The following is a 17812-nucleotide window of genomic DNA, read 5'->3' on the forward strand; positions in this document are numbered from 1 at the left end:
AGACCAATCTCTACCAGTCCCTGTCCTACCGCGTCCACTCGGACGGTTCCTGACCGCACGATCGGACAGCCCGCTCGTGCGGCGCTCGTGATGCAGGAGGCCGTTCGGCTGCGGCCGTTATGGTCACCCCATGAGCAGCGCAGACTTCGCCCCCGACCGCCGACCCGTCCGGTTGGGGGTGCAGATCGCGCCGCAACATGCGCCGTACGAGGTGCATCGGAAGACCCTGCAGCGCGTCGAGGACGCCGGCGTCGACATCGCATTCAACTGGGACCACTTCTATCCGCTGTCGGGCGACCCGGAGGGTATGCACTTCGAGGCATGGACGGAGTTGGCGGCCTGGGCGGAGCAGACCACCCGTATCGAGCTCGGGCCGCTCGTCAACTGCAACAGCTACCGCAACCCGAACCTGCAGGCCGACATGGCCCGCACCGTCGACCACATCTCCGGCGGCCGCTTCATCTTCGCGACCGGATCGGGCTGGGCCAAGCGCGACTACGACGAGTACGGCTACGACTTCGGCACCGCCGGCAGCCGCCTGGACGCTCTGGCGCGCGACCTGCCCGTCATCCGCGAGCGGTGGACCAAGCTGAACCCGGCGCCGACCCGACGCATCCCCATCCTGATTGGCGGCAAGGGCGAGCAGAAGACGCTGCGCATCGTTGCGGAGCACGCCGACATCTGGCACAGCTTCGTCGACCCGGAGACGCTGGTCCACAAGTTGCAGGTGCTGCAGGACCACGCCGCCGCGATTGGCCGCGACGTGTCCGAGATCGAGATCTCCAACGAGCTGCGCGACCGGGACGAGGCGACCGCCGACGCGCTGTACGACGCCGGGGTGCGGCTCTTCACCCTGGGGATCACCGCTCCGGACCACGACTTCGCGGCCATGGACCGCTGGATCGCCTGGCGCGACGCGAAGAACGCCTGACTCGCTCCGCCCCTCGGCCTCCGTCGCCGAGGAACTCAGGCGATTTCGAGGAATGCACGCCGGATCAGCCGGTTTGCGCCTTCATTCCTCGATTTCTCCTGAATTCTTCGCGGGCGCAGGGGGAGGCGGCGGGGCGCGCCGGTCAGTCGGCGGGGAAGCCGTCCCGCAGCTCCGCGACCAGCGACGCGACGACGGCCTTCAGGCTGCCGCCGGCCGCGGCCGACGCGGACAGCTGGCGCTCGTACGACGCGCCGCGGTCGATGATGTGTTCCAGGTCGTGCAGCTGCTCCGAGCAGCCGAGGCGCTCCGCGGCGGCATCGAGGCGCACGATCAGGTCGCGCAGGTCGTCCTCGACCAGGCGCTCCTCGCCGTGCTCGTCGACGATCACGATCGCATCCATGCCGTATCGCGCCGCCCGCCACTTGTTCTCGCGCACGAACCACGGCTGCAGGCTGGGCAGCGTCTCGCTGGCGTCCAGGCGCTCCGAGAAGTCGTCGATCAGGCACTGCGCCAGCGCCGCCAGCGCCCCGACCTCGAGCGACGTGGGCAGACCGTCGCAGGCGCGCAGCTCGATCGTTCCCCACTTGGGCGACGGGCGGATGTCCCACCGGATCTCGTCCCAGTGATCGATCACGCCCACGTGGGTCAGATCGGCCATCATCCCCTCGTATTCGCCCCACGACTCCAGTTGCGGCGGTAGGCCGGCGGTCGGCAGCTGCTGGAAGAGCATCGCCCGGGTGGAGGCGTAGCCCGTCGCCTCGCCGGAGTAGAACGGGCTGGACGCGCTCAGCGCCTGAAAGTGCGGGTAGTAGGTGAGCAGGGCGTTCAGCACGGGCCACACCTTGGCCTGCGCGTCCAGCCCGACGTGCATGTGCACGCCCCAGATCATCAGCTGCCGGCCCCACCACTGGGTGCGGTCGATCAGCGTCGCGTAGCGCTCCTTGGGCGTCACCTGCTGCTGCGACCACTGCGCGAACGGATGCGTCCCCGAGCACATCAGGTCGACACCCATCGGTTCGGTGGCGGCGCGCAGCTGCTCGACGGTGCTCGTGAGGTCGGCGACCCCGTCCGCGACGGTGCGGTTGACCCCGGAGACGACCTCGACGGTGTTGGTCAGCAACTCGCCGGTGATCTTCGAGGTGCCGTGGGCGTCCTCGATCGTCAGCGAGCGGAGCAGGTCGGGTGCGACCGGAGTCAGGTCGCCGGAGGCGTGGTCCACGAGCGCGAGTTCCCACTCCAGCCCCAGCGTCGATCGGGCCGACTGCGCGAACTCGATCGACATGCGCGACATCCTGACAGAGCACCGATAGAAGGGGCAGCCCCGCACCTTCGGTCATCGGCGAGCGCAAAGCACGGCAAAATGGTCCGACAGCGGCGCGCCGCGCGCGCGATCCGCCGTCTCGACGGCACCCCGGCACACGAAATCTGGAGCTCCGTTGAACGGAAACGCAACGTCGACGTACCGCAACGTCGCTCTGCTGTCGGTGGCGAGCGTGCTCGCGCCGCTCGTCACGACCTCGGTCGAGATCGAGCGCCGCCTGGAGCCGATCCTGAAGCGCGTGCGCCTGCCGACCGGTCTGCTGGAGCGGGTGGCGGGCGTGATCGAGCGTCGCAGCTGGGGTGCCGAGCTCGACATCGACGAGGCGTCGGTGCAGGTCGGCAACGCCGCACTGCAGCAGGCCGGCGTACAGCGCGGCGACGTCGGCCTCCTGATCAACACCTCCGTCACCAAGCGGCACATCGAGCCGAGTGTGGCCGTGCGACTGCACCACGGGCTCGGCCTGCCGTCGTCGGCCATCAACTTCGACATCTCCAACGCCTGCCTGGGCTTCGTCAACGGCATGAGCCTGGCCGGCCAGCTGATCGACTCCGGGCAGATCGACTACGCCGTGATCATCGACGGCGAGGACGTCAGCGGCATCCACGCCGGCACGATGGAGCGCCTGTCGCGGGTGGACCTGAAGCGCGAGCAGTTCATGAGCGAGTTCGCCAGCCTGACCCTGGGGTCGGGCGCGGCGGCGGCGGTGCTCGGCCGGGCCGACCGGCATCCGGAGGGCCATCAGCTGATCGGCGGCGTCACCCGCGCCGCGACGGAGTACAACGACCTCTGCATCGGCAGCATGGACGGCATGTTCACCGACGCGAAGAACCTGCTGAAACGCGGGATGGAGCTGGTCACCGCCGCCTGGACCGAGGCGAAACGCGATTGGAACTGGTCCGACATGGACCGCTACATCATGCATCAGGTGTCCGAGGTGCACACCGCAGCGTTCGTGAAGGCGGCGCAGATCGATCGCTCCCGCGTGCCCCTGACATTCCCCAAGTTCGGCAACGTCGGCCCCGCCTCCATCCCGATCACGCTCGCCCACGAGGCGAAGAAGCTCGTCGTCGGCGATCGCGTGCTGCTCTGCGGCATCGGCAGCGGCATCAACACCTCGATGCTCGAACTGGCGTGGTGACGGCGCGGGGCCGCTTCGCACAGGATGCGACCCTGCCGCCGGCCGGGCTGCCGGGCCTCGATCCGGCCTGGTCACGGCTGGTCGACGCTCCGACCTCCGATGGCAGTGTGCGCACCTGGCACCTGCTCGACACCGCGGTGCTGCTCGACCGGATGGGCGAGCGCCCGGTGGGCACGGTCCTCGCCGTGCACGGCAATCCCACCTGGAGCTACCTCTGGCGCGGTCTGCTGGCCCAGTCGCTCAGTGCGCCGACCGGAGCCATGTGGCGGGTCATCGCCGTCGACCAGCTGGAGATGGGCTTCTCGGAACGTACGGGCGTCACGCGCACCGTGGCCGACCGCGTGCGCGACCTCGGCCTGCTCACCGACGCCCTGCAGCTCGACGGCTCGGTGGTGACCGTCGGCCACGACTGGGGCGGCGTCGTCTCCCTGGGCTGGGCCATCGACCATCCCGAGCTGCTCGCCGGCGTCGTCGCGATGAATACGACGGTGCACCAGGGCCCGGACGAGCCCCTGCCGCCCGCACTGCGCCTGGCGCTCGCGGCGCCGGTCACGCGGCTCGGCACCTCCGGGACCAGCCTGTTCCTCGATGCCACCCTCGCGATCGCCCATCCGCCGCTGGCAGCGGGCGTGCGCGAGGCGTTCCGCGCGCCGTACCGCTCCGCGCCGCGGCGGGCGGGTATCGAGGCGTTCGTGCGCGACATCCCGACGCGGGCAGGTCAGCCGAGCACGGCGGAGTTGCAGCGCATCGGCGCAGGCGTCGCCCGGTTGGCCGTGCCCGCGCTGATCCTGTGGGGGCCCCGCGACGTGGTGTTCCAGGAGCGGTATCTGGCCGACCTGATGCGCCGCCTGCCGCACGCCGGCGTGCACCGGTTCGAGGGGGCCGGGCACCTGGTTCCCGAGGACGCCGATGTGGCCGGGACCGTGCTGACGTGGTTGGGCGCGACCTTCGTCGCCCCGGACCCGGCCGCATCCGGGCCGTCGACGGGTTGGACCGCCTTCGACCTGCCGTTCGAACCGCTGTGGGGTGAGATCGAGGCGCGACGCGAGGAGCGGTCGGTGGCCCTGACCGAGATGCTGCCGTCGGGACCGAGGCACGTCAGCTGGCGCGAGCTGAACGAGCGGGTGCAGCAGCTGGCCGCCGGTTTCGTCGTCGCGGGCATGCGCGCCGGTCAGCGGGTCTCGCTGCTCGTTCCGCCCGGCGCCGACCTGACCGCGACCTTGTATGCCTGCCTGCGCATCGGTGCGATCGTCGTGGTCGCCGATGCCGGCCTCGGTGCGACCGGACTCACCCGCGCGGTGCGGGGTGCGCGGCCCGACTGGATCGTCGGTGTGCGGGCGGGCCTGGTCGCGGCGCGGTTCTTCGGCTGGCCGGGCGTGCGCATCGCCAGCGAGTCGCTGGCGCCGGCGCTCCGTCGCCTGCTCGGCGTGCGGCACTCCCTGCGGGAGGTCGCCCGCCTGGGCGAACACGGCACCGTGCCGACCCCGCCCGGACCGGACGACCTCGCCGCCGTCCTGTTCACCTCCGGATCCACGGGGCCGGCCAAGGGCGTGCGCTACACGCACCGGCAGCTGGGCGGCGTGCGGGATGCGCTGCGGGCGCAGCACGGGCTCGGCCGTGAGACCGGGCTGGTCGCCGGCTTCGCGCCGTTCGCCCTGTTGGGCCCCGCGTTCGGCTGCCGCACCGCCACACCGCTGATGGACGTCACCCGGCCCGCCACGCTGACGGCGGACCGGCTCGCCGCCGCCATCGAGGCGGTCGACGCCGACGCCGTGTTCCTGTCGCCGGCAGCCATGACCAACGTCGTCGCGACGGCGCAGGGTCGCCGGGACTGCTTCGACCGCATCCGCGTGGTGCTCTCGGCCGGCGCACCCCTCGGCGAGCCGCTGCTGGCCCGAGCGAGCGCCATCTTCCCGGCCGCCAGCCTGCATACCCCGTACGGCATGACCGAGTGCCTGCTGGTGGCCGACATCACCCTGGACGGCATCCGCGCGGCCGGCAGCGGCGACGGTGTCTGCGTCGGCCGCCCCGCCGGCGCGGCGCGGGTGCTGATCGCGCCGCTCGATGCGGCGGGCCGGCCGGCGCTGGTCGGGCAGAACGTTGCCGGTGTCACCGGCGAGATCCTGATCCGCGCCCCGCTGATGCTCGCCGGGTACGACCGGCTGTGGCTGACCGACCGCGCCGCCCGGGCGGAGTCGCCGGAGGGCCGGTGGCACCGAACCGGCGACGTCGGGCACCTGGATCACGACGGTCGCCTGTGGATCGAAGGCCGGCTGCCGCACATCATCACCGCGGCCACCGGCGTGCTCACACCCGTCGGCGTCGAGCAGCGGGCCGAGGCCGCCGGGGTATCGCGGGCGGCCGCTGTCGGCGTCGGGCCGCGCGGCACCCAGCAGCTCGTCGTGATCGCGGAGGAGCAGGAACCCGGCCTGGTCGTCGGGCCGCTCGCTGCGGCGGTCCGGAATGCGATCGACGTGCCCGTCGCCGCCGTGCTCGGCGTGCGCCGGTTGCCGACCGACATCCGGCACAACTCCAAGATCGACCGGCCCCGACTCGCCCGGTGGGCGACCGCGGTCCTTGCGGGCGGCCGGGTCCCGCGGCCGTGACCAACGGGCAGCCCTATCGCGCTTCCGATACCGAGCCGGTGCTCGTCACCGGGGCCAGCGGGTATCTCGGCGGGCACGTCGCCCGGGCGCTGGCCCTACGCGGCGACCGGGTGCGCACGCTGCAGCGCCGCTCCTCCGGGCTCGCGGGCGTTCTCGACGTGCAGGGCGCACTGGACGACCAGGCGGCCCGGGCCGCCGCGCTCGACGGTGCGAAAGCCGTGGTCCACCTGGCGGCGAAGGTGTCGTTCGCCGGCGACCCGGCCGAGTTCGTCCGAGTGAACGTCGACGGCACCCGCGACCTGCTCGCGGATGCGCGGGCGGCGGGGGTCAGCCGGTTCCTGTTCGTCTCCTCGCCCTCCGTCGCGCACGCCGGACGGGCCATCATGGGCGACGGCGCCGAACCGGCCGACCCGGTGCACGCCCGCGGCGACTACGCCCGTACCAAGGCGGCGGCCGAGCTGCTGGCGCTCGCCGCCGACGCGCCCGGCTTCGCGGTGACCGCCGTGCGGCCGCACATCGTGTGGGGGCCGGGCGACCCGCAGCTGACCGAGCGCATCCAGGACCGCGCGCGACGTGGCCGCGTGCCCCTGATCGGTAGCGGTGCCGCCCTGGTCGACAGCACGTACATCGACGACGCGGTCAGCGGCATCCTCGCGGCACTCGACCGCACCCCGGCGGTGCACGGGCGGGCCTACGTGCTGACGTCCGGCGAACCGCGGCCGATCTCGGAACTGTTCGCGGGCATCGCCGCCGCTGCCGGCGCACCCGCGCCGACCCGGTCCGTTCCCGCGCCGCTCGCACGGCTGGCGGGCGCGCTCGTCGAAGCGGCGTGGCGCGTGCGACCGGGGGAGGACGAGCCGCCGATGACCCGGTTCCTCGCCGAGCAGCTGTCGACCGCCCACTGGTTCGATCAACGTCGCACGCACGACGACCTGCGGTGGCGCCCCGCCGTCGGCGTGACCCGGGGACTGGCTCTGCTCGCGCAGGACGCGGGCAACCATTCCGGTGCCGACGGTGGAGGGCGACTCCGCGATCTGGCAGAATAGCCCGTCGGGTCTCGCGAGCCCCGACCCTCTATCCGGGCTCGCGCGCCGATCGTCTCGAATCCGAACATGCCGCGTGCCCCACACCGCGGACCGCCGATTCAATTTCATCCGAGGTCCAGAACCAGGAGCACCAATGGCCGTCAAGATCCGTCTCAAGCGGCTCGGCAAGATCCGAGCCCCGTACTACCGCATCGTCGTCGCCGACTCACGCACCAAGCGCGACGGTCGGGTCATCGAGCAGATCGGCAAGTACCACCCCACCGAGAACCCCTCGTTCATCGAGGTCGATTCGGCCCGCGCGCAGTACTGGCTGGGTGTCGGCGCGCAGCCGACCGAGCAGGTCGCCGCGCTGCTCAAGCTCACCGGAGACTGGGGTCGCTTCAAGGGCGAAGCGAACGCCGTCAGCACGGTGCAGGTGAAAGAACCGAAGGCCGTCTTCACCGCGGAGACCAAGAAGAACCCGGTGCTGCGTCCGAAGAGTGAGATCAAGGACGCCCAGCGCGCGGCCGCGAAGGACGCCTCCGCCGATGCCGTGCGCGCGGATGAGGCCGACTCCGGAGCATCCACCACCACCGAGACCGCGGCTCAAGCCCAGAACGTCTGATCGTCATGCTCGCGACCGCTCTCGAACACCTCGTCAAGGGGATCGTCGACGCGCCCGACGCCGTGCAGGTGTCGTCCCGCTCGACCACCCGCGGCGAGGTGCTCGAGGTGCGCGTCGCCCCCGACGACCTCGGCCGCGTGATCGGGCGCGCCGGGCGCACGGCGAAGGCCCTGCGCACGGTCATCGGCGCGCTCGCGGACGGTGCCCCGGTGCGCGTCGACGTCGTCGACGTGGATCGCTGACGGTGGCCAGGCCCAGAGCCCGAGCCATCTCCGCACAGACGCAGCTGAGGGTCGGGCGCCTCGTCAAGGCCCACGGCCTGAAGGGCGGCCTCAAGGTCGAGCTCTACACCGACGACCCCGACCGCCGCTTCACTCCGCAGGCCTCGTTCGCTCTGCAGGTACCGGACGAGTCGCCGTGGCACGGCAAGCGCCTGCAGCTCGCCGAGCTGCGCTGGTACAACGGTCATCCTGTCGGGTTCTTCGTCGGAGTTGACGACCGCACCGCCGCCGAGAGCCTGGTCAAGGCCATCCTCTGGGTCGACCAGGACCCGGCCGAGGAAGCCGGCGACGACGCGTGGTGGGACCATCAGCTGATCGGCCTCGACGTGGTGCGCGACGGCGAGACCGTCGGCGTGATCGACCGGCTGGAGCACATGCCTGCGCAGGATCTGCTGGTCGTCGCGGTCGGCGAGCGCGAGGTGCTCGTGCCGTTCGTCCGCGCGATCGTGCCCGAGGTCGACATCGCGCGGCGCAGGGTGGTCGTTTCGCCGCCGCAGGGACTGTTCGAGGAGGATCAGGTCGTGCAGGCGCTGCCGTCCGACGCCGAACGCGATGCGGCCGCCGGGATCGACGGGGGTGTGCCGGGCGGCTCGGGCGGGCAGGGCTCGACGGGTGGAGAAGGAGTCCCCGAGCCGCAGCAGCAGGCCGACATCGAGGCCGATGTCGACGCCGACCTGGCAGTCGAGACGCGAGCGGCCGAAGCGGCGGGCATCGACGTCCGGCCCGGCGAGGCGTCCGCTCCGGAGCACTGATCGTGCGGATCGACGCCGTCACGATCTTCCCGGACATCTTCGCGGCGCTCGAACTCTCGCTGATCGGCCGTGCGCGCGAGGCCGGTTTGATCGACCTGCGGGTGCACGACCTGCGCGACTTCACGCACGACCGGCATCGCACCATCGACGACACCCCCTACGGCGGCGGGGCCGGCATGGTCATGCGACCCGAGCCGTGGGGCGAGGCGCTCGACGCGGTGCTCGACGGCGGCAGCGAGGACGACGCGGCCGGCGACGCTGAGCGTACCGATCCGCCGCTCATCGTGATCCCCACCCCGGCGGGCCGGCGGTTCGACCAGGCGCTCGCCAGATCGTTCGCGCTGGAGCCCTGGCTGGTCTTCTGCTGCGGGCGGTACGAGGGCATCGACCAGCGCGTCACGGAGTACGCAGCGACGAGGGCCCGCGTGCTGGAGGTGAGCATCGGCGACTTCGTGCTGAACGGCGGCGAAGTCGCGGTGCTGGCGATGGTCGAGGCGGCCGCGCGGCTGATCCCCGGGGTCATCGGCAATCCGGTGAGCCTCACGGAGGAGAGCCATGAGGACGGTCTGCTGGAATACCCGGCCTACACGAAGCCGGCGGTATGGCGCGAGCTGGAGGTGCCGGCGGTGCTGCGCTCCGGCGACCACGCGGCCGTCGCGGCCTGGCGACGGGAGCGCAGCCTGGAGCGCACCCGCCGAGTCCGCCCCGACCTGCTGACGGACTGAGTGGTGTCGCGCCGCCGCTGCTGCGGCGCGAGCCGTGGGTAGCCCGCTGCGGCGGCCACGCCGCCTTCGCTCCTGTTCCTGAGGCCGGCGATCGAGTGCGCAGTGAGCGCGATAGCAGGACAATGTCGCTTGGGCAGGTTCGTGGTCGACAGAGGACCTGCTGACGGGACCGTGTCCTGCTGTCGAGACGGGCTCGGGCGGGACCTCGGGTTCGGGCGGGAGCCCGAGAGCGGGTCAGGCTCGGGCGGTCAGCACCAGCGGGTCGCCGTCGGTGACCGCCACGGTGTGCTCGCTGTGGGCGCCGCGGGAACCGTCGCGGCTGCGCAGCGTCCAGCCGTCCGGATCCGTCACGATGCGATCGGTCGTCTGCAGCAGCCACGGCTCGATCGCGATGACGAGCCCCGGCCGCAGGCGCAGGCCGCGCGACGGCCGGCCGTCGTTCGGCACATGCGGGTCGCCGTGCATGGTGCGGCCGACGCCGTGGCCGCCGAACTCCAGGTTCACGGAGTAGCCGGCCGCGTGGCAGACGTCGCCGATCGCCGCCGACACGTCGCCGAGCTTGTGCCCGTTGCGCGCCTGCTCGATGCCGGCGGCGAGCGCACGCCGCGTGGTGTCGATCAACGCGGAGTCGGCCGGGCGCGCCGTACCGGCGACCACGGTCACGGCGGAGTCGGCGACCCAGCCGTCGACGCTCGCCGCGAAGTCCAGGCTGACCACGTCGCCGTCCTGCAGGGCGTAGTCGTGCGGCAGACCGTGCAGCACCGCGTCGTTGACCGAGGTGCAGAGCACCTTGCCGAACGGGCTGGCCCCGAAGGACGGGTGGTAGTCGATGTAGCAGCTCTCGGCGCCGTGGTCGCGGATCATGCGGTGCGCGATCGCGTCCAATTCCAGCAGGTTGACACCAACCTGCACCTCGTCCGTCAGCCGGGTGAGCACGTCGGCGACGAAACGCCCCGCGGGACGCATGGCGGCGATCTCGCCGGGGGTCCGGAGCTCGATCATGGAACGCTCCTCACGCATTCGACCCGCACGCGTTCGACCCGTTCAGTCGACTCACCCGCTCGTGCGGCACTCGTCCGGCCGGGTGAACGGCCTCCGCAGCGCTGACCGACTGTACTCGTCGGACGGAAGCTGCCCGATTCCAACCGTCATCTCGGGATACCAGCGCGTGGTCCCGATCCCGCTTCGCCTGTGGGCGAACACCCGCGCCTCTCCCCGGCGGACGGGCCTAGCATCGCCGCATGGCCACCGTCCGCAGCCCCTTGATGGCGGTGCGTCGCGCCTTCTTCGTCGAACAGTTCGTCGCCGTCGTGGTCTTGCCTGTCTGGGTCATCGTCGGCTGGTCGATCTGGGGTCCGGGTTCCGCGCCGGGCTCGGTGAATCTCACCCCCTTCCTCGTTGTGATGATCGCGGTGCTCGGCCAGACAGCCCTCGCGGTGCTCTTCTCGCTGCGCTCCTCGGTGCGCCGCGATCGTGCGGTGAGCGGCCTCGACGCCGTCGTCCTCGCCGTGTTCGCCGCCGCGCTCATCGGTGCCGGATTCTTCGGCACGGCGATCTCGGCGTTCCTCGGCCTCGCGGTCGTCTCGGTCGTGGCCGGCGGCTGGCTCGGCATCGTCGAGTTGCTGCGCGAGCTTCGCGCACGGGTGCGCTCGACCCTCTCCTCACTCGGCATCACGCGGCGCCAGGCGCCGGTGGACCGCGGCGAGTACGTGGTCCTGCCGCCGCAGCGCTGACAGCGGCGCGGCCGCCACTCCCCTCGCTCGATTGCGGGAGCGACGGTGTGACAGAATGGTCGATCGTGCCGCGGCGCCTCCTGCCGCCAGGGGATGGTCATCGCTCACGCGGCACGCTCATCCGGCGCTGCACACCATGATCGGTGTGCGTCCGCACCACTCGAGGTCGTCCGGCGGCGGCCTCAGCGAAAGGAAATCGTCATGAGCCAGCTGCTCGAGTCCTTCGATGCCGCATCCCTGCGGTCGGACATCCCCGACTTCCGCCCCGGCGACACCGTCAAGGTGCACGTGAACATCGTCGAGGGCACCCGCAGCCGCATCCAGGTGTTCCAGGGTGTCGTCATCGGCCGCTCCGGCGCGGGCGTCCGCGAGACCTTCTGCGTGCGCAAGGTCAGCTTCCAGGTCGGGGTGGAGCGCACCTTTCCCGTGCATTCGCCCGTGATCGACCACATCGAGATCGTGACGCGCGGCGACGTGCGCCGCGCCAAGCTCTACTACCTTCGCAAGCTCCGCGGCAAGAAAGCCAAGATCAAAGAGAAGCGCTGAGCTTCGGCCCGCGCCGCGGGCGCCGGCTTCATGGTGCCTGAGCACAGACCGTCCGACTCCGGCGTGCCGGCGAGTGGGGGCCGTCGAGCGGTCGACATACACTGACCCGGGCACGCCGCCGCAGTCGGTGTGCAGCAGGCGGTGTGGAACAAGGGGATGGCCGAGCGTGACGCAAGGGACCGTCCCCGCCCGTGAGACCGGTGGCCGGCCGCGCGACACTCAGGTGCGCCGACGCCGCACAGGTGGACAGCAGTCGCGCGGACGACGCTCCGCCAGGCCCCGCCCCAAATCGACCGGCACCTTCTTGCGGGATCTGATCGTCATCGTGCTGATCGCCATCCTCGCGTCATTCCTGATCAAGACCTTCCTGGTTCGCTCGTTCTACATCCCGTCGGCCTCGATGGAGAACACGCTCGAGGGCGACGATGCCGGCCACGACCGGATCCTCGTCAACGAGCTGGTACCCACGCTCTTCCCGGTGCAGCGGGGTGACGTCGTCGTCTTCCAGGATCCCGGCGGCTGGCTCGCACCCGACCCGCAGCCCGCGCCGCAGTCACCGCCCGTCGCGGCGGCCGAATGGCTCCTGTCGCTCGTCGGCCTGTCCAGTGCGGATTCGAACGATCACCTGGTCAAGCGGGTCATCGGGATGCCGGGTGACCACGTCGTCTGCTGCACGGCCGCCCATGGGATCACGGTGAACGGGCACGCTCTGACCGAGCCGTACGTCCGGCTCGATCCGGGCGAGACCATGCCGCAGGCGATGCCGTTCGACGTCGTCGTGCCGGCGGGCGACCTGTGGGTGATGGGCGACAACCGCGACCACTCCAGCGATTCGCGGTACAACCAGGACAAGCCCTCCCGCGGATTCGTGCCGCTCACCGACCTGGTCGGACGTGCCTTCGTCGTGTCCTGGCCCGCGACGCACTGGAAGGTGCTCGGCAACTACCCGGGCACCTTCGGCGCCGTGCCCGCGGCGGGGCGGTGACGAGCATCCGCCGCTCGAGGCGACCACAGTGACCGTCGCGCCGCCGCCGCCGCCCCCGCCCTCTCCTTCGCCTACTTCCTCTTCGCCGTCGCCTCCCGGACGAGCTCGCCGGGGGCGCCGGTCCACGAGCGGCGCCGGGAGCCGGTCGACCACCGTGTTCCTGCGTGACCTGATCGTGATCGTGCTCGTCGCGGTGCTCGCGTCGTTCCTGATCAAGACCTTCCTGGTGCGCTCCTTCTACATCCCCTCCGGGTCGATGGAGGCCACGCTGCAGGTGAACGACCGGGTGCTGGTCGACGAACTGGTCCCGCGCCTGATCCCGCTGCGGCGCGGCGACGTGATCGTGTTCAAGGACCCGGGCGAGTGGCTGAACAATCCACCCCCTGCACCCCTCAGTCCGGTCGGCGCCGTCGGCGAGTGGGTGCTCTCGGTCGTCGGACTATCGACGCGCGATCAGGACGACCACCTGATCAAGCGGGTGATCGGACTGCCGGGGGACCACGTGGAATGCTGCAATGCGCTCGGTCAGATGAGTGTCAACGGCACGCCGCTCGACGAGCAGCCGTACGTGCAGCTGAGTCCCGCGACGACCGCTGTCAGTGGTCAGCCGTTCGATGTGACGGTGCACAAGGGACATCTGTGGGTGATGGGCGACAACCGGTACCGGTCCAGCGACTCGCGGGCGCATCTGACGACGGCTTCGCACGGCCAGGTCCCCGTGAGCGACGTGGTGGGTCGCGCCTTCGTCATCTCGTGGCCGGTGACACGATGGAGCGTGCTCTCGGATCAGCCGGACACCTTCGGCGGCGTTCCGGCCGCGCGATGAACCACCGCCCGCCGGGGCTCGCCGTCGAGCGTGCTCTCGCCGAGCGTGGGGCGACCCTCGTGCTCGGCTGCGACGAGGTCGGCCGCGGAGCGATCGCCGGTCCCGTCGGCGTCGGGGTCGCCGTGCTCGACTCCACTCGGCGCCGAATCCCCAACGGCTTGCGCGACTCCAAAGTCGTTCCCGAGCCCCAGCGGGTCGCGCTCGAGCCGCGCGTCCGGGCCTGGGCGGCGGCGTCGGCGGTCGGCCTGGCCGGCAACGACGAGATCGACGCGCGCGGACTCTCGGTGGCGCTCGGCCTGGCCGGCGCCCGGGCGATGGCGCAGCTCGCCGCGCTGGGGGTCGGCTTCGCGGGTGCGGTGGTGCTGCTGGACGGCAACTGGGACTGGCTGACCCCGGGCCTGCTGGCCACCGGAGTGACCGTGCTGCCGACCGTGGTCACCCGCATCAAGGCGGACCGCGACTGCGCCAGCGTCGCAGCGGCCTCCGTCATCGCCAAGGTGCATCGCGACCGGCTGATGATCGACCGCCACGACGCGCATCCGGTGTACGGCTGGAGCAGGAACAAGGGGTACGCCTCCCGGGCGCACTACGCCGCCATCGATCGGCACGGGCCGTGCGACTGGCACCGCCGAACCTGGTTGCACGCAGAATCCGAGCGGGGGCAAGGGCCGCTCCCCGGCGCCCCGCGACCGTAGACTGAGCGCGATGGACGACGACGAGATCGAGGACTACGACCGCGAGGTCGAACTGGCCCTCTACCGGGAGTACCGCGACGTCGTGGGCCAGTTCAAGTACGTCGTCGAGACGGAGCGCCGGTTCTACCTCGCCAACGACGTCACCCTGACCCGTCAGGACACCGAGCACGACTTCTACTTCGAGTTGCAGATGCACGACGTGTGGGTGTGGGACGTCTACCGCGCCGACCGCTTCGTCAAGAGCGTCCGCGTGCTCACCTTCAAGGACGTCAACGTCGAGGAGCTCTCGGCCAAGGAGCTGGAGCTGCCGCAGGAGCTGGCACTCGACGAGTAGTCGAGCGACAGCGACCAGGTAAGCCCTGCTTGGCGCTCGACGAGGTACCGAGGTCCCCGGTCCACCGATCCGCACCCGCTCCCTCACAGGGAGCGTCGCTGCCTGTCTTCGCCTGATCGCTCCGTCGGCTCACCCGAGTGGGTGCCCTGACCGCCACTCTCTGACGCATGGCAGACAAGGACGAGCTGGGGCGGCGTGGCGAGCAGGTGGCGGCCGATCATCTGCGGGGACTCGGGTGGCGGATCATCGAACGCAACTGGCGGTGCCGGCACGGTGAGATCGACATCGTCGCGCTCGACGGCACCGAGCTGGTGGTGGTCGAGGTCAAGACCCGCCGCAGCATCGCCTTCGGCGACCCGCTGGAAGGAGTCACGGACGCCAAGCTGACCCGCCTGTGCGTGCTCGCCGGCGCATGGCGTCGAGCACACCCGCAGGTGCGAGTACGGGGGACTCGGGTCGATCTCATCGGCGTGCTCGCTCCGTCGCGAGCAGCTCCGCGCATCGACCATCTGCGGAGCGCGGCATGACCGCGGAGCCGACAGGTCGGTCGACCGCGGTCGCTCTGCTGGGCCTGCACGGCCGGCTCGTCGAGATCGAGGCTGCCCTCACGAACCAGAAGCCGGGGTTCCGGCTGGTCGGCCTGCCGGACGCGGCGCTGCGCGAGGCGCAGGTGCGGGTGCGCAGCGCGGTCGAGCATTCCGGGTTCGAGATGCCGCGCCGGCACCTCACGGTCAATCTGTCGCCCGCCGCGCTGCCGAAGCACGGGTCGGCCTTCGACCTGGGCATCGCGGCGGCCATCCTCGCCACCGAGGGTGTGGTCCATCCCGCGGCGATCGGCGACACGGTGCACATCGGCGAGCTGGCCCTGGACGGGCGCCTGCGTCCTGTGCCCGGTGTGCTGCCGGCGGTGCTCGCAGCGCGGCGGGACGGGCGGTCGACGGTCGTCGTACCCACTGCGAATCGCGCGGAGGCCGAGCTCGTGTCCGGCATCCGTGTCGTCGGTGTGCCCAGCTTGCGCGAGCTGGCGATCTTCCACGGCGCCGACCTGCAGCCCGTTCCGGTGGAACCGGTGGCCGGTCCGGCCGTCCGCCGAACGGAGTACACCATCCCCGATCTGGCCGACGTCGTCGGAGCGGACGAGGCCGTGGAGGCGCTGATCGTCGCCGCCGCCGGTGGCCATCACATGCTGATGGTCGGGCCGCCGGGTGCCGGCAAGACCATGCTCGCCACGCGACTGCCGGGCCTGCTGCCCGACCTGGACGACGACGCAGCCCTCGACGCCGGATGTGTCCGGTCGCTGCTCGGCGATCCTGAGGTGTCGGCGCTCGATCGCCGGCCGCCGTGGGCGGCGCCGCACCACGGCGCCACGCAGGCCGCGATCATCGGCGGCGGCAGCGGCGTGCTGCGGCCCGGCGAGGCGGTGCGCGCCTCCGGAGGCGTGCTGTTCCTCGACGAGGCGCCGGAGTTCGCCGTCCCGGTGCTCGACGCCCTTCGACAGCCGCTCGAGTCGGGGCGCATCACGATCGAGCGGGCCAGCGCGACGGCCGAGTTCCCGGGTCGCTTCCAGCTGGTGCTCGCGGCGAACCCGTGCCCCTGCGGGCGCTGGGGAACGAGGGAGGGCACCTGCACCTGCCCGCCCGAGAAGCGCCGCCGGTACCTGCGGCGTCTGTCCGGTCCGCTGATGGACCGCATCGATATCCAACTGCGGCTCGATCGCGTCACCGCCGTGCAGCTGCGCACCGCCGAAGAGCGGGCGACGGTCTCCACGGCGCAGGCGCGTCAGCGGGTACTGGCGGCACGGGCGCGCGCGGACGAGCGTCTCGCGGGCACGCCGTGGCGGCGCAGTGTCGAAGTGCCCGGGGCGTGGCTGCGGGCGCCGGGGCGGCGGCTCGACCCGCAGGCGCGAGCACCGCTCGATCGTGCACTCGAGATCGGTCGCCTGACGATGCGCGGGTACGACCGCGTACTGCGGCTGGCGTGGACCCTGGCGGACCTCGACGGCGTCGACCGTCCGGCGCGCGCCCACATCGGCCGCGCGCTGGCACTGCGGGAGGAGTCGGCATGACCTTGCTGAATGCGGTGGACGGCGTGGACGCGACCGAGGTGCGTCGGGCGGTCGCCGCCGTGCGGCCCGGTCGATCGGACGATCCGGCCGCGGCGAACGACGCGTTCGCTCGGGCTGCGTGGAGCTGCATCGCCGAAGCCGGCGACGGCGCGGCCGGCGCACTCGTGAATACCCTGGGCCCGAACAGCGCGCTCCACCGTCTGGTTCGGGGCGGCCGGTTGTCCGAGCTGCCCGCCACGGCCGCCGCCCTGGAGTCGCTGGCCGCGCGTTGGCGGCCGCGCCTCGACTCGGCGGCGGTGTTCCGCGCGATGCGGAACGCGGCTCAGCTCGGCGCCGTCCTCGTTCTGCCGGGCGACGCGGACTGGCCGGCCGGCTTCGCCGATCTGGGACCGCACGCACCGCTGGCGCTGTGGGTGATCGCTCCCGGGCGCCGGCTGCCGGAGGTGAGCCGGGCGATCGCCCTCGTCGGCGCGCGGGCAGCGACCAACTACGGCGAGAGCGTGGCGATGGAGGCGGCGGCCGGCCTGTCCGACCGCGGCTTCACCGTGGTGTCCGGAGCCGCCTACGGCATCGACGGTGCGGCGCACCGCGCGACGCTCGCGAGCGACGGGACCACGGTCGCGGTGCTCGCCGGCGGCGTGGACCGGTTCTACCCGAGCGGTCACGCCGACCTCATCCGCCGGATCGCCGACACCGGCGCCGTCATCGCGGAGTCCCCGTGCGGTACGACGCCGCACAAATCCCGCTTCCTGCAGCGCAATCGGCTGATCGCGGCGATGAGCAGGGCCACCGTGGTCGTCGAGGCCGGTCACCGCTCGGGCTCGCTGAACACAGCCGGCCACGCGGCGGCGCTCGGGCGCGCGGTCGGCGCCGTGCCCGGGTCCGTTCACTCGGCAGCATCGGTGGGCTGCCATCGGCTGCTGCGCGAATACGGCGCGATCTGCGTGTGCGACGCCGCCGAGATGGCCGAACTGATCGATGGCGTGCAGGAGCAACCCGTGCTCGACGGCCTGGACGATGTGGATCCACTCGAGCAGCGAGTGCTCGAGGTGCTCGGCTCCGCCCCGCGCTCCACCCTGGAACTCGCGCAGCGGGCCGCCCTCAGCGAGCGGGAGGTGGCGGGCGCGGTCGGCGCGCTCGTGCTCACCGGCGCCGCGGACAAGGTCCCCACCGGCTGGATCCGAGCCCGCCGCCGGTAGCGGCGGCGGGCCGGCCCGGTGCAGA

At 71.8% G+C, this 17812-nt stretch carries 18 protein-coding genes and 1 pseudogene; 17 read left to right on the top strand and 2 right to left on the bottom strand.

Going from position 1 to position 17812, the window contains the following annotated elements; all coding sequences use genetic code 11:
- Positions 1-130: 130 nt before the first annotated feature.
- Positions 131-931: an LLM class F420-dependent oxidoreductase gene (locus ACFE7H_RS05020; RefSeq protein ID WP_375400120.1), complete on the top strand. Its 801-nt coding sequence runs from the start codon at positions 131-133 to the stop codon at positions 929-931.
- Positions 932-1073: 142 nt separating this feature from the next.
- Here ACFE7H_RS05020 and ACFE7H_RS05025 read toward each other — a convergent pair whose 3' ends face one another.
- The gene (locus ACFE7H_RS05025; protein WP_375400121.1) at positions 1074-2213 is read right to left on the bottom strand and encodes a glutamate--cysteine ligase; all 1140 of its coding nucleotides are present in this window, start codon (positions 2211-2213) and stop codon (positions 1074-1076) included.
- A gap of 154 nt (positions 2214-2367) precedes the next feature.
- Here ACFE7H_RS05025 and ACFE7H_RS05030 point away from each other — a divergent pair, with 154 nt between their 5' ends.
- The 7 genes and pseudogenes from ACFE7H_RS05030 to trmD all read left to right on the top strand — a co-directional run bounded on the left by ACFE7H_RS05030 (position 2368) and on the right by trmD (position 9404).
- Entirely contained in the window at positions 2368-3390 is a 1023-nt protein-coding gene (locus ACFE7H_RS05030) for a 3-oxoacyl-ACP synthase III (RefSeq protein WP_375400122.1), read from the top strand.
- Complete coding sequence (locus tag ACFE7H_RS05035) at positions 3387-5996, top strand: alpha/beta fold hydrolase (RefSeq protein ID WP_375400123.1); 2610 nt, start codon at positions 3387-3389, stop codon at positions 5994-5996. The genes ACFE7H_RS05030 and ACFE7H_RS05035 overlap by 4 nt, the downstream gene beginning before the upstream one ends.
- On the top strand, positions 5993-7042 hold the full coding sequence (locus ACFE7H_RS05040) for an NAD-dependent epimerase/dehydratase family protein (RefSeq protein ID WP_375400124.1): 1050 nt from the start codon (positions 5993-5995) through the stop codon (positions 7040-7042). Before ACFE7H_RS05035 ends, ACFE7H_RS05040 begins: the two co-directional genes overlap by 4 nt.
- 133 nt (positions 7043-7175) lie before the next feature.
- The gene (rpsP, locus tag ACFE7H_RS05045) at positions 7176-7646 is read left to right on the top strand and encodes a 30S ribosomal protein S16 (RefSeq protein WP_375400125.1); all 471 of its coding nucleotides are present in this window, start codon (positions 7176-7178) and stop codon (positions 7644-7646) included.
- A 5-nt stretch (positions 7647-7651) separates the two neighbouring features.
- Entirely contained in the window at positions 7652-7888 is a 237-nt protein-coding gene (locus ACFE7H_RS05050; protein WP_375400126.1) for an RNA-binding protein, read from the top strand.
- Positions 7889-7890: 2 nt separating this feature from the next.
- Positions 7891-8475: pseudogene (rimM, locus tag ACFE7H_RS05055) on the top strand (ribosome maturation factor RimM); the annotation flags it as partial.
- A gap of 206 nt (positions 8476-8681) precedes the next feature.
- Positions 8682-9404: a tRNA (guanosine(37)-N1)-methyltransferase TrmD gene (trmD, locus tag ACFE7H_RS05060; RefSeq protein WP_375400127.1), complete on the top strand. Its 723-nt coding sequence runs from the start codon at positions 8682-8684 to the stop codon at positions 9402-9404.
- 234 nt (positions 9405-9638) lie between these two features.
- Here the strand turns inward: trmD and map are convergent, their stop codons facing one another.
- Entirely contained in the window at positions 9639-10406 is a 768-nt protein-coding gene (gene map / locus ACFE7H_RS05065; RefSeq protein ID WP_375400128.1) for a type I methionyl aminopeptidase, read from the bottom strand.
- Between the two features lie 239 nt (positions 10407-10645).
- On the opposite strand from map, the gene ACFE7H_RS05070 reads away from it, so the two are divergent.
- The 9 genes from ACFE7H_RS05070 to dprA all read left to right on the top strand — a co-directional run bounded on the left by ACFE7H_RS05070 (position 10646) and on the right by dprA (position 17787).
- Positions 10646-11137: a hypothetical protein gene (locus tag ACFE7H_RS05070; protein WP_375400129.1), complete on the top strand. Its 492-nt coding sequence runs from the start codon at positions 10646-10648 to the stop codon at positions 11135-11137.
- A gap of 201 nt (positions 11138-11338) precedes the next feature.
- Positions 11339-11683 carry a 50S ribosomal protein L19 gene (gene rplS, locus ACFE7H_RS05075; protein WP_375400130.1) on the top strand — a complete coding sequence of 115 codons (345 nt, stop codon included), beginning with the start codon at positions 11339-11341 and terminating at the stop codon, positions 11681-11683.
- A gap of 223 nt (positions 11684-11906) precedes the next feature.
- On the top strand, positions 11907-12668 hold the full coding sequence (gene lepB / locus ACFE7H_RS05080; protein WP_375400168.1) for a signal peptidase I: 762 nt from the start codon (positions 11907-11909) through the stop codon (positions 12666-12668).
- 154 nt (positions 12669-12822) lie between these two features.
- Positions 12823-13494, top strand: a complete 672-nt coding sequence (lepB, locus tag ACFE7H_RS05085) for a signal peptidase I (RefSeq protein WP_375400131.1) — start codon at positions 12823-12825, stop codon at positions 13492-13494.
- Positions 13491-14189, top strand: a complete 699-nt coding sequence (locus tag ACFE7H_RS05090; RefSeq protein ID WP_375400132.1) for a ribonuclease HII — start codon at positions 13491-13493, stop codon at positions 14187-14189. Before lepB (ACFE7H_RS05085) ends, ACFE7H_RS05090 begins: the two co-directional genes overlap by 4 nt.
- Positions 14190-14199: 10 nt before the next feature.
- Entirely contained in the window at positions 14200-14523 is a 324-nt protein-coding gene (locus ACFE7H_RS05095; RefSeq protein WP_375400133.1) for a DUF2469 domain-containing protein, read from the top strand.
- Between the two features lie 167 nt (positions 14524-14690).
- Positions 14691-15050 carry a YraN family protein gene (locus ACFE7H_RS05100; RefSeq protein ID WP_375400134.1) on the top strand — a complete coding sequence of 120 codons (360 nt, stop codon included), beginning with the start codon at positions 14691-14693 and terminating at the stop codon, positions 15048-15050.
- Complete coding sequence (locus ACFE7H_RS05105; RefSeq protein WP_375400135.1) at positions 15047-16588, top strand: YifB family Mg chelatase-like AAA ATPase; 1542 nt, start codon at positions 15047-15049, stop codon at positions 16586-16588. The genes ACFE7H_RS05100 and ACFE7H_RS05105 overlap by 4 nt, the downstream gene beginning before the upstream one ends.
- Complete coding sequence (dprA, locus tag ACFE7H_RS05110; protein WP_375400136.1) at positions 16585-17787, top strand: DNA-processing protein DprA; 1203 nt, start codon at positions 16585-16587, stop codon at positions 17785-17787. The genes ACFE7H_RS05105 and dprA overlap by 4 nt, the downstream gene beginning before the upstream one ends.
- Positions 17788-17812 lie beyond the last annotated feature (25 nt).

This window comes from uncultured Amnibacterium sp. (genome assembly GCF_964250715.1).
Taxonomy (GTDB): Bacteria; Actinomycetota; Actinomycetes; order Actinomycetales; family Microbacteriaceae; genus Amnibacterium.

Bases quoted from the DNA above. Each gene is read 5' to 3' on its own strand.
- map (WP_375400128.1), bottom strand. From the start codon at position 10,406: ATGATCGAGCTCCGGACCCCCGGCGAGATCGCCGCCATGCGTCCCGCG.
- ACFE7H_RS05050 (WP_375400126.1), top strand. From the start codon at position 7,652: ATGCTCGCGACCGCTCTCGAACACCTCGTCAAGGGGATCGTCGACGCG.
- rpsP (WP_375400125.1), top strand. From the start codon at position 7,176: ATGGCCGTCAAGATCCGTCTCAAGCGGCTCGGCAAGATCCGAGCCCCG.
- ACFE7H_RS05020 (WP_375400120.1), top strand. From the start codon at position 131: ATGAGCAGCGCAGACTTCGCCCCCGACCGCCGACCCGTCCGGTTGGGG.
- ACFE7H_RS05090 (WP_375400132.1), top strand. From the start codon at position 13,491: ATGAACCACCGCCCGCCGGGGCTCGCCGTCGAGCGTGCTCTCGCCGAG.
- ACFE7H_RS05100 (WP_375400134.1), top strand. From the start codon at position 14,691: ATGGCAGACAAGGACGAGCTGGGGCGGCGTGGCGAGCAGGTGGCGGCC.
- ACFE7H_RS05025 (WP_375400121.1), bottom strand. From the start codon at position 2,213: ATGTCGATCGAGTTCGCGCAGTCGGCCCGATCGACGCTGGGGCTGGAG.
- ACFE7H_RS05070 (WP_375400129.1), top strand. From the start codon at position 10,646: ATGGCCACCGTCCGCAGCCCCTTGATGGCGGTGCGTCGCGCCTTCTTC.
- ACFE7H_RS05105 (WP_375400135.1), top strand. From the start codon at position 15,047: ATGACCGCGGAGCCGACAGGTCGGTCGACCGCGGTCGCTCTGCTGGGC.
- rplS (WP_375400130.1), top strand. From the start codon at position 11,339: ATGAGCCAGCTGCTCGAGTCCTTCGATGCCGCATCCCTGCGGTCGGAC.
- dprA (WP_375400136.1), top strand. From the start codon at position 16,585: ATGACCTTGCTGAATGCGGTGGACGGCGTGGACGCGACCGAGGTGCGT.
- ACFE7H_RS05095 (WP_375400133.1), top strand. From the start codon at position 14,200: ATGGACGACGACGAGATCGAGGACTACGACCGCGAGGTCGAACTGGCC.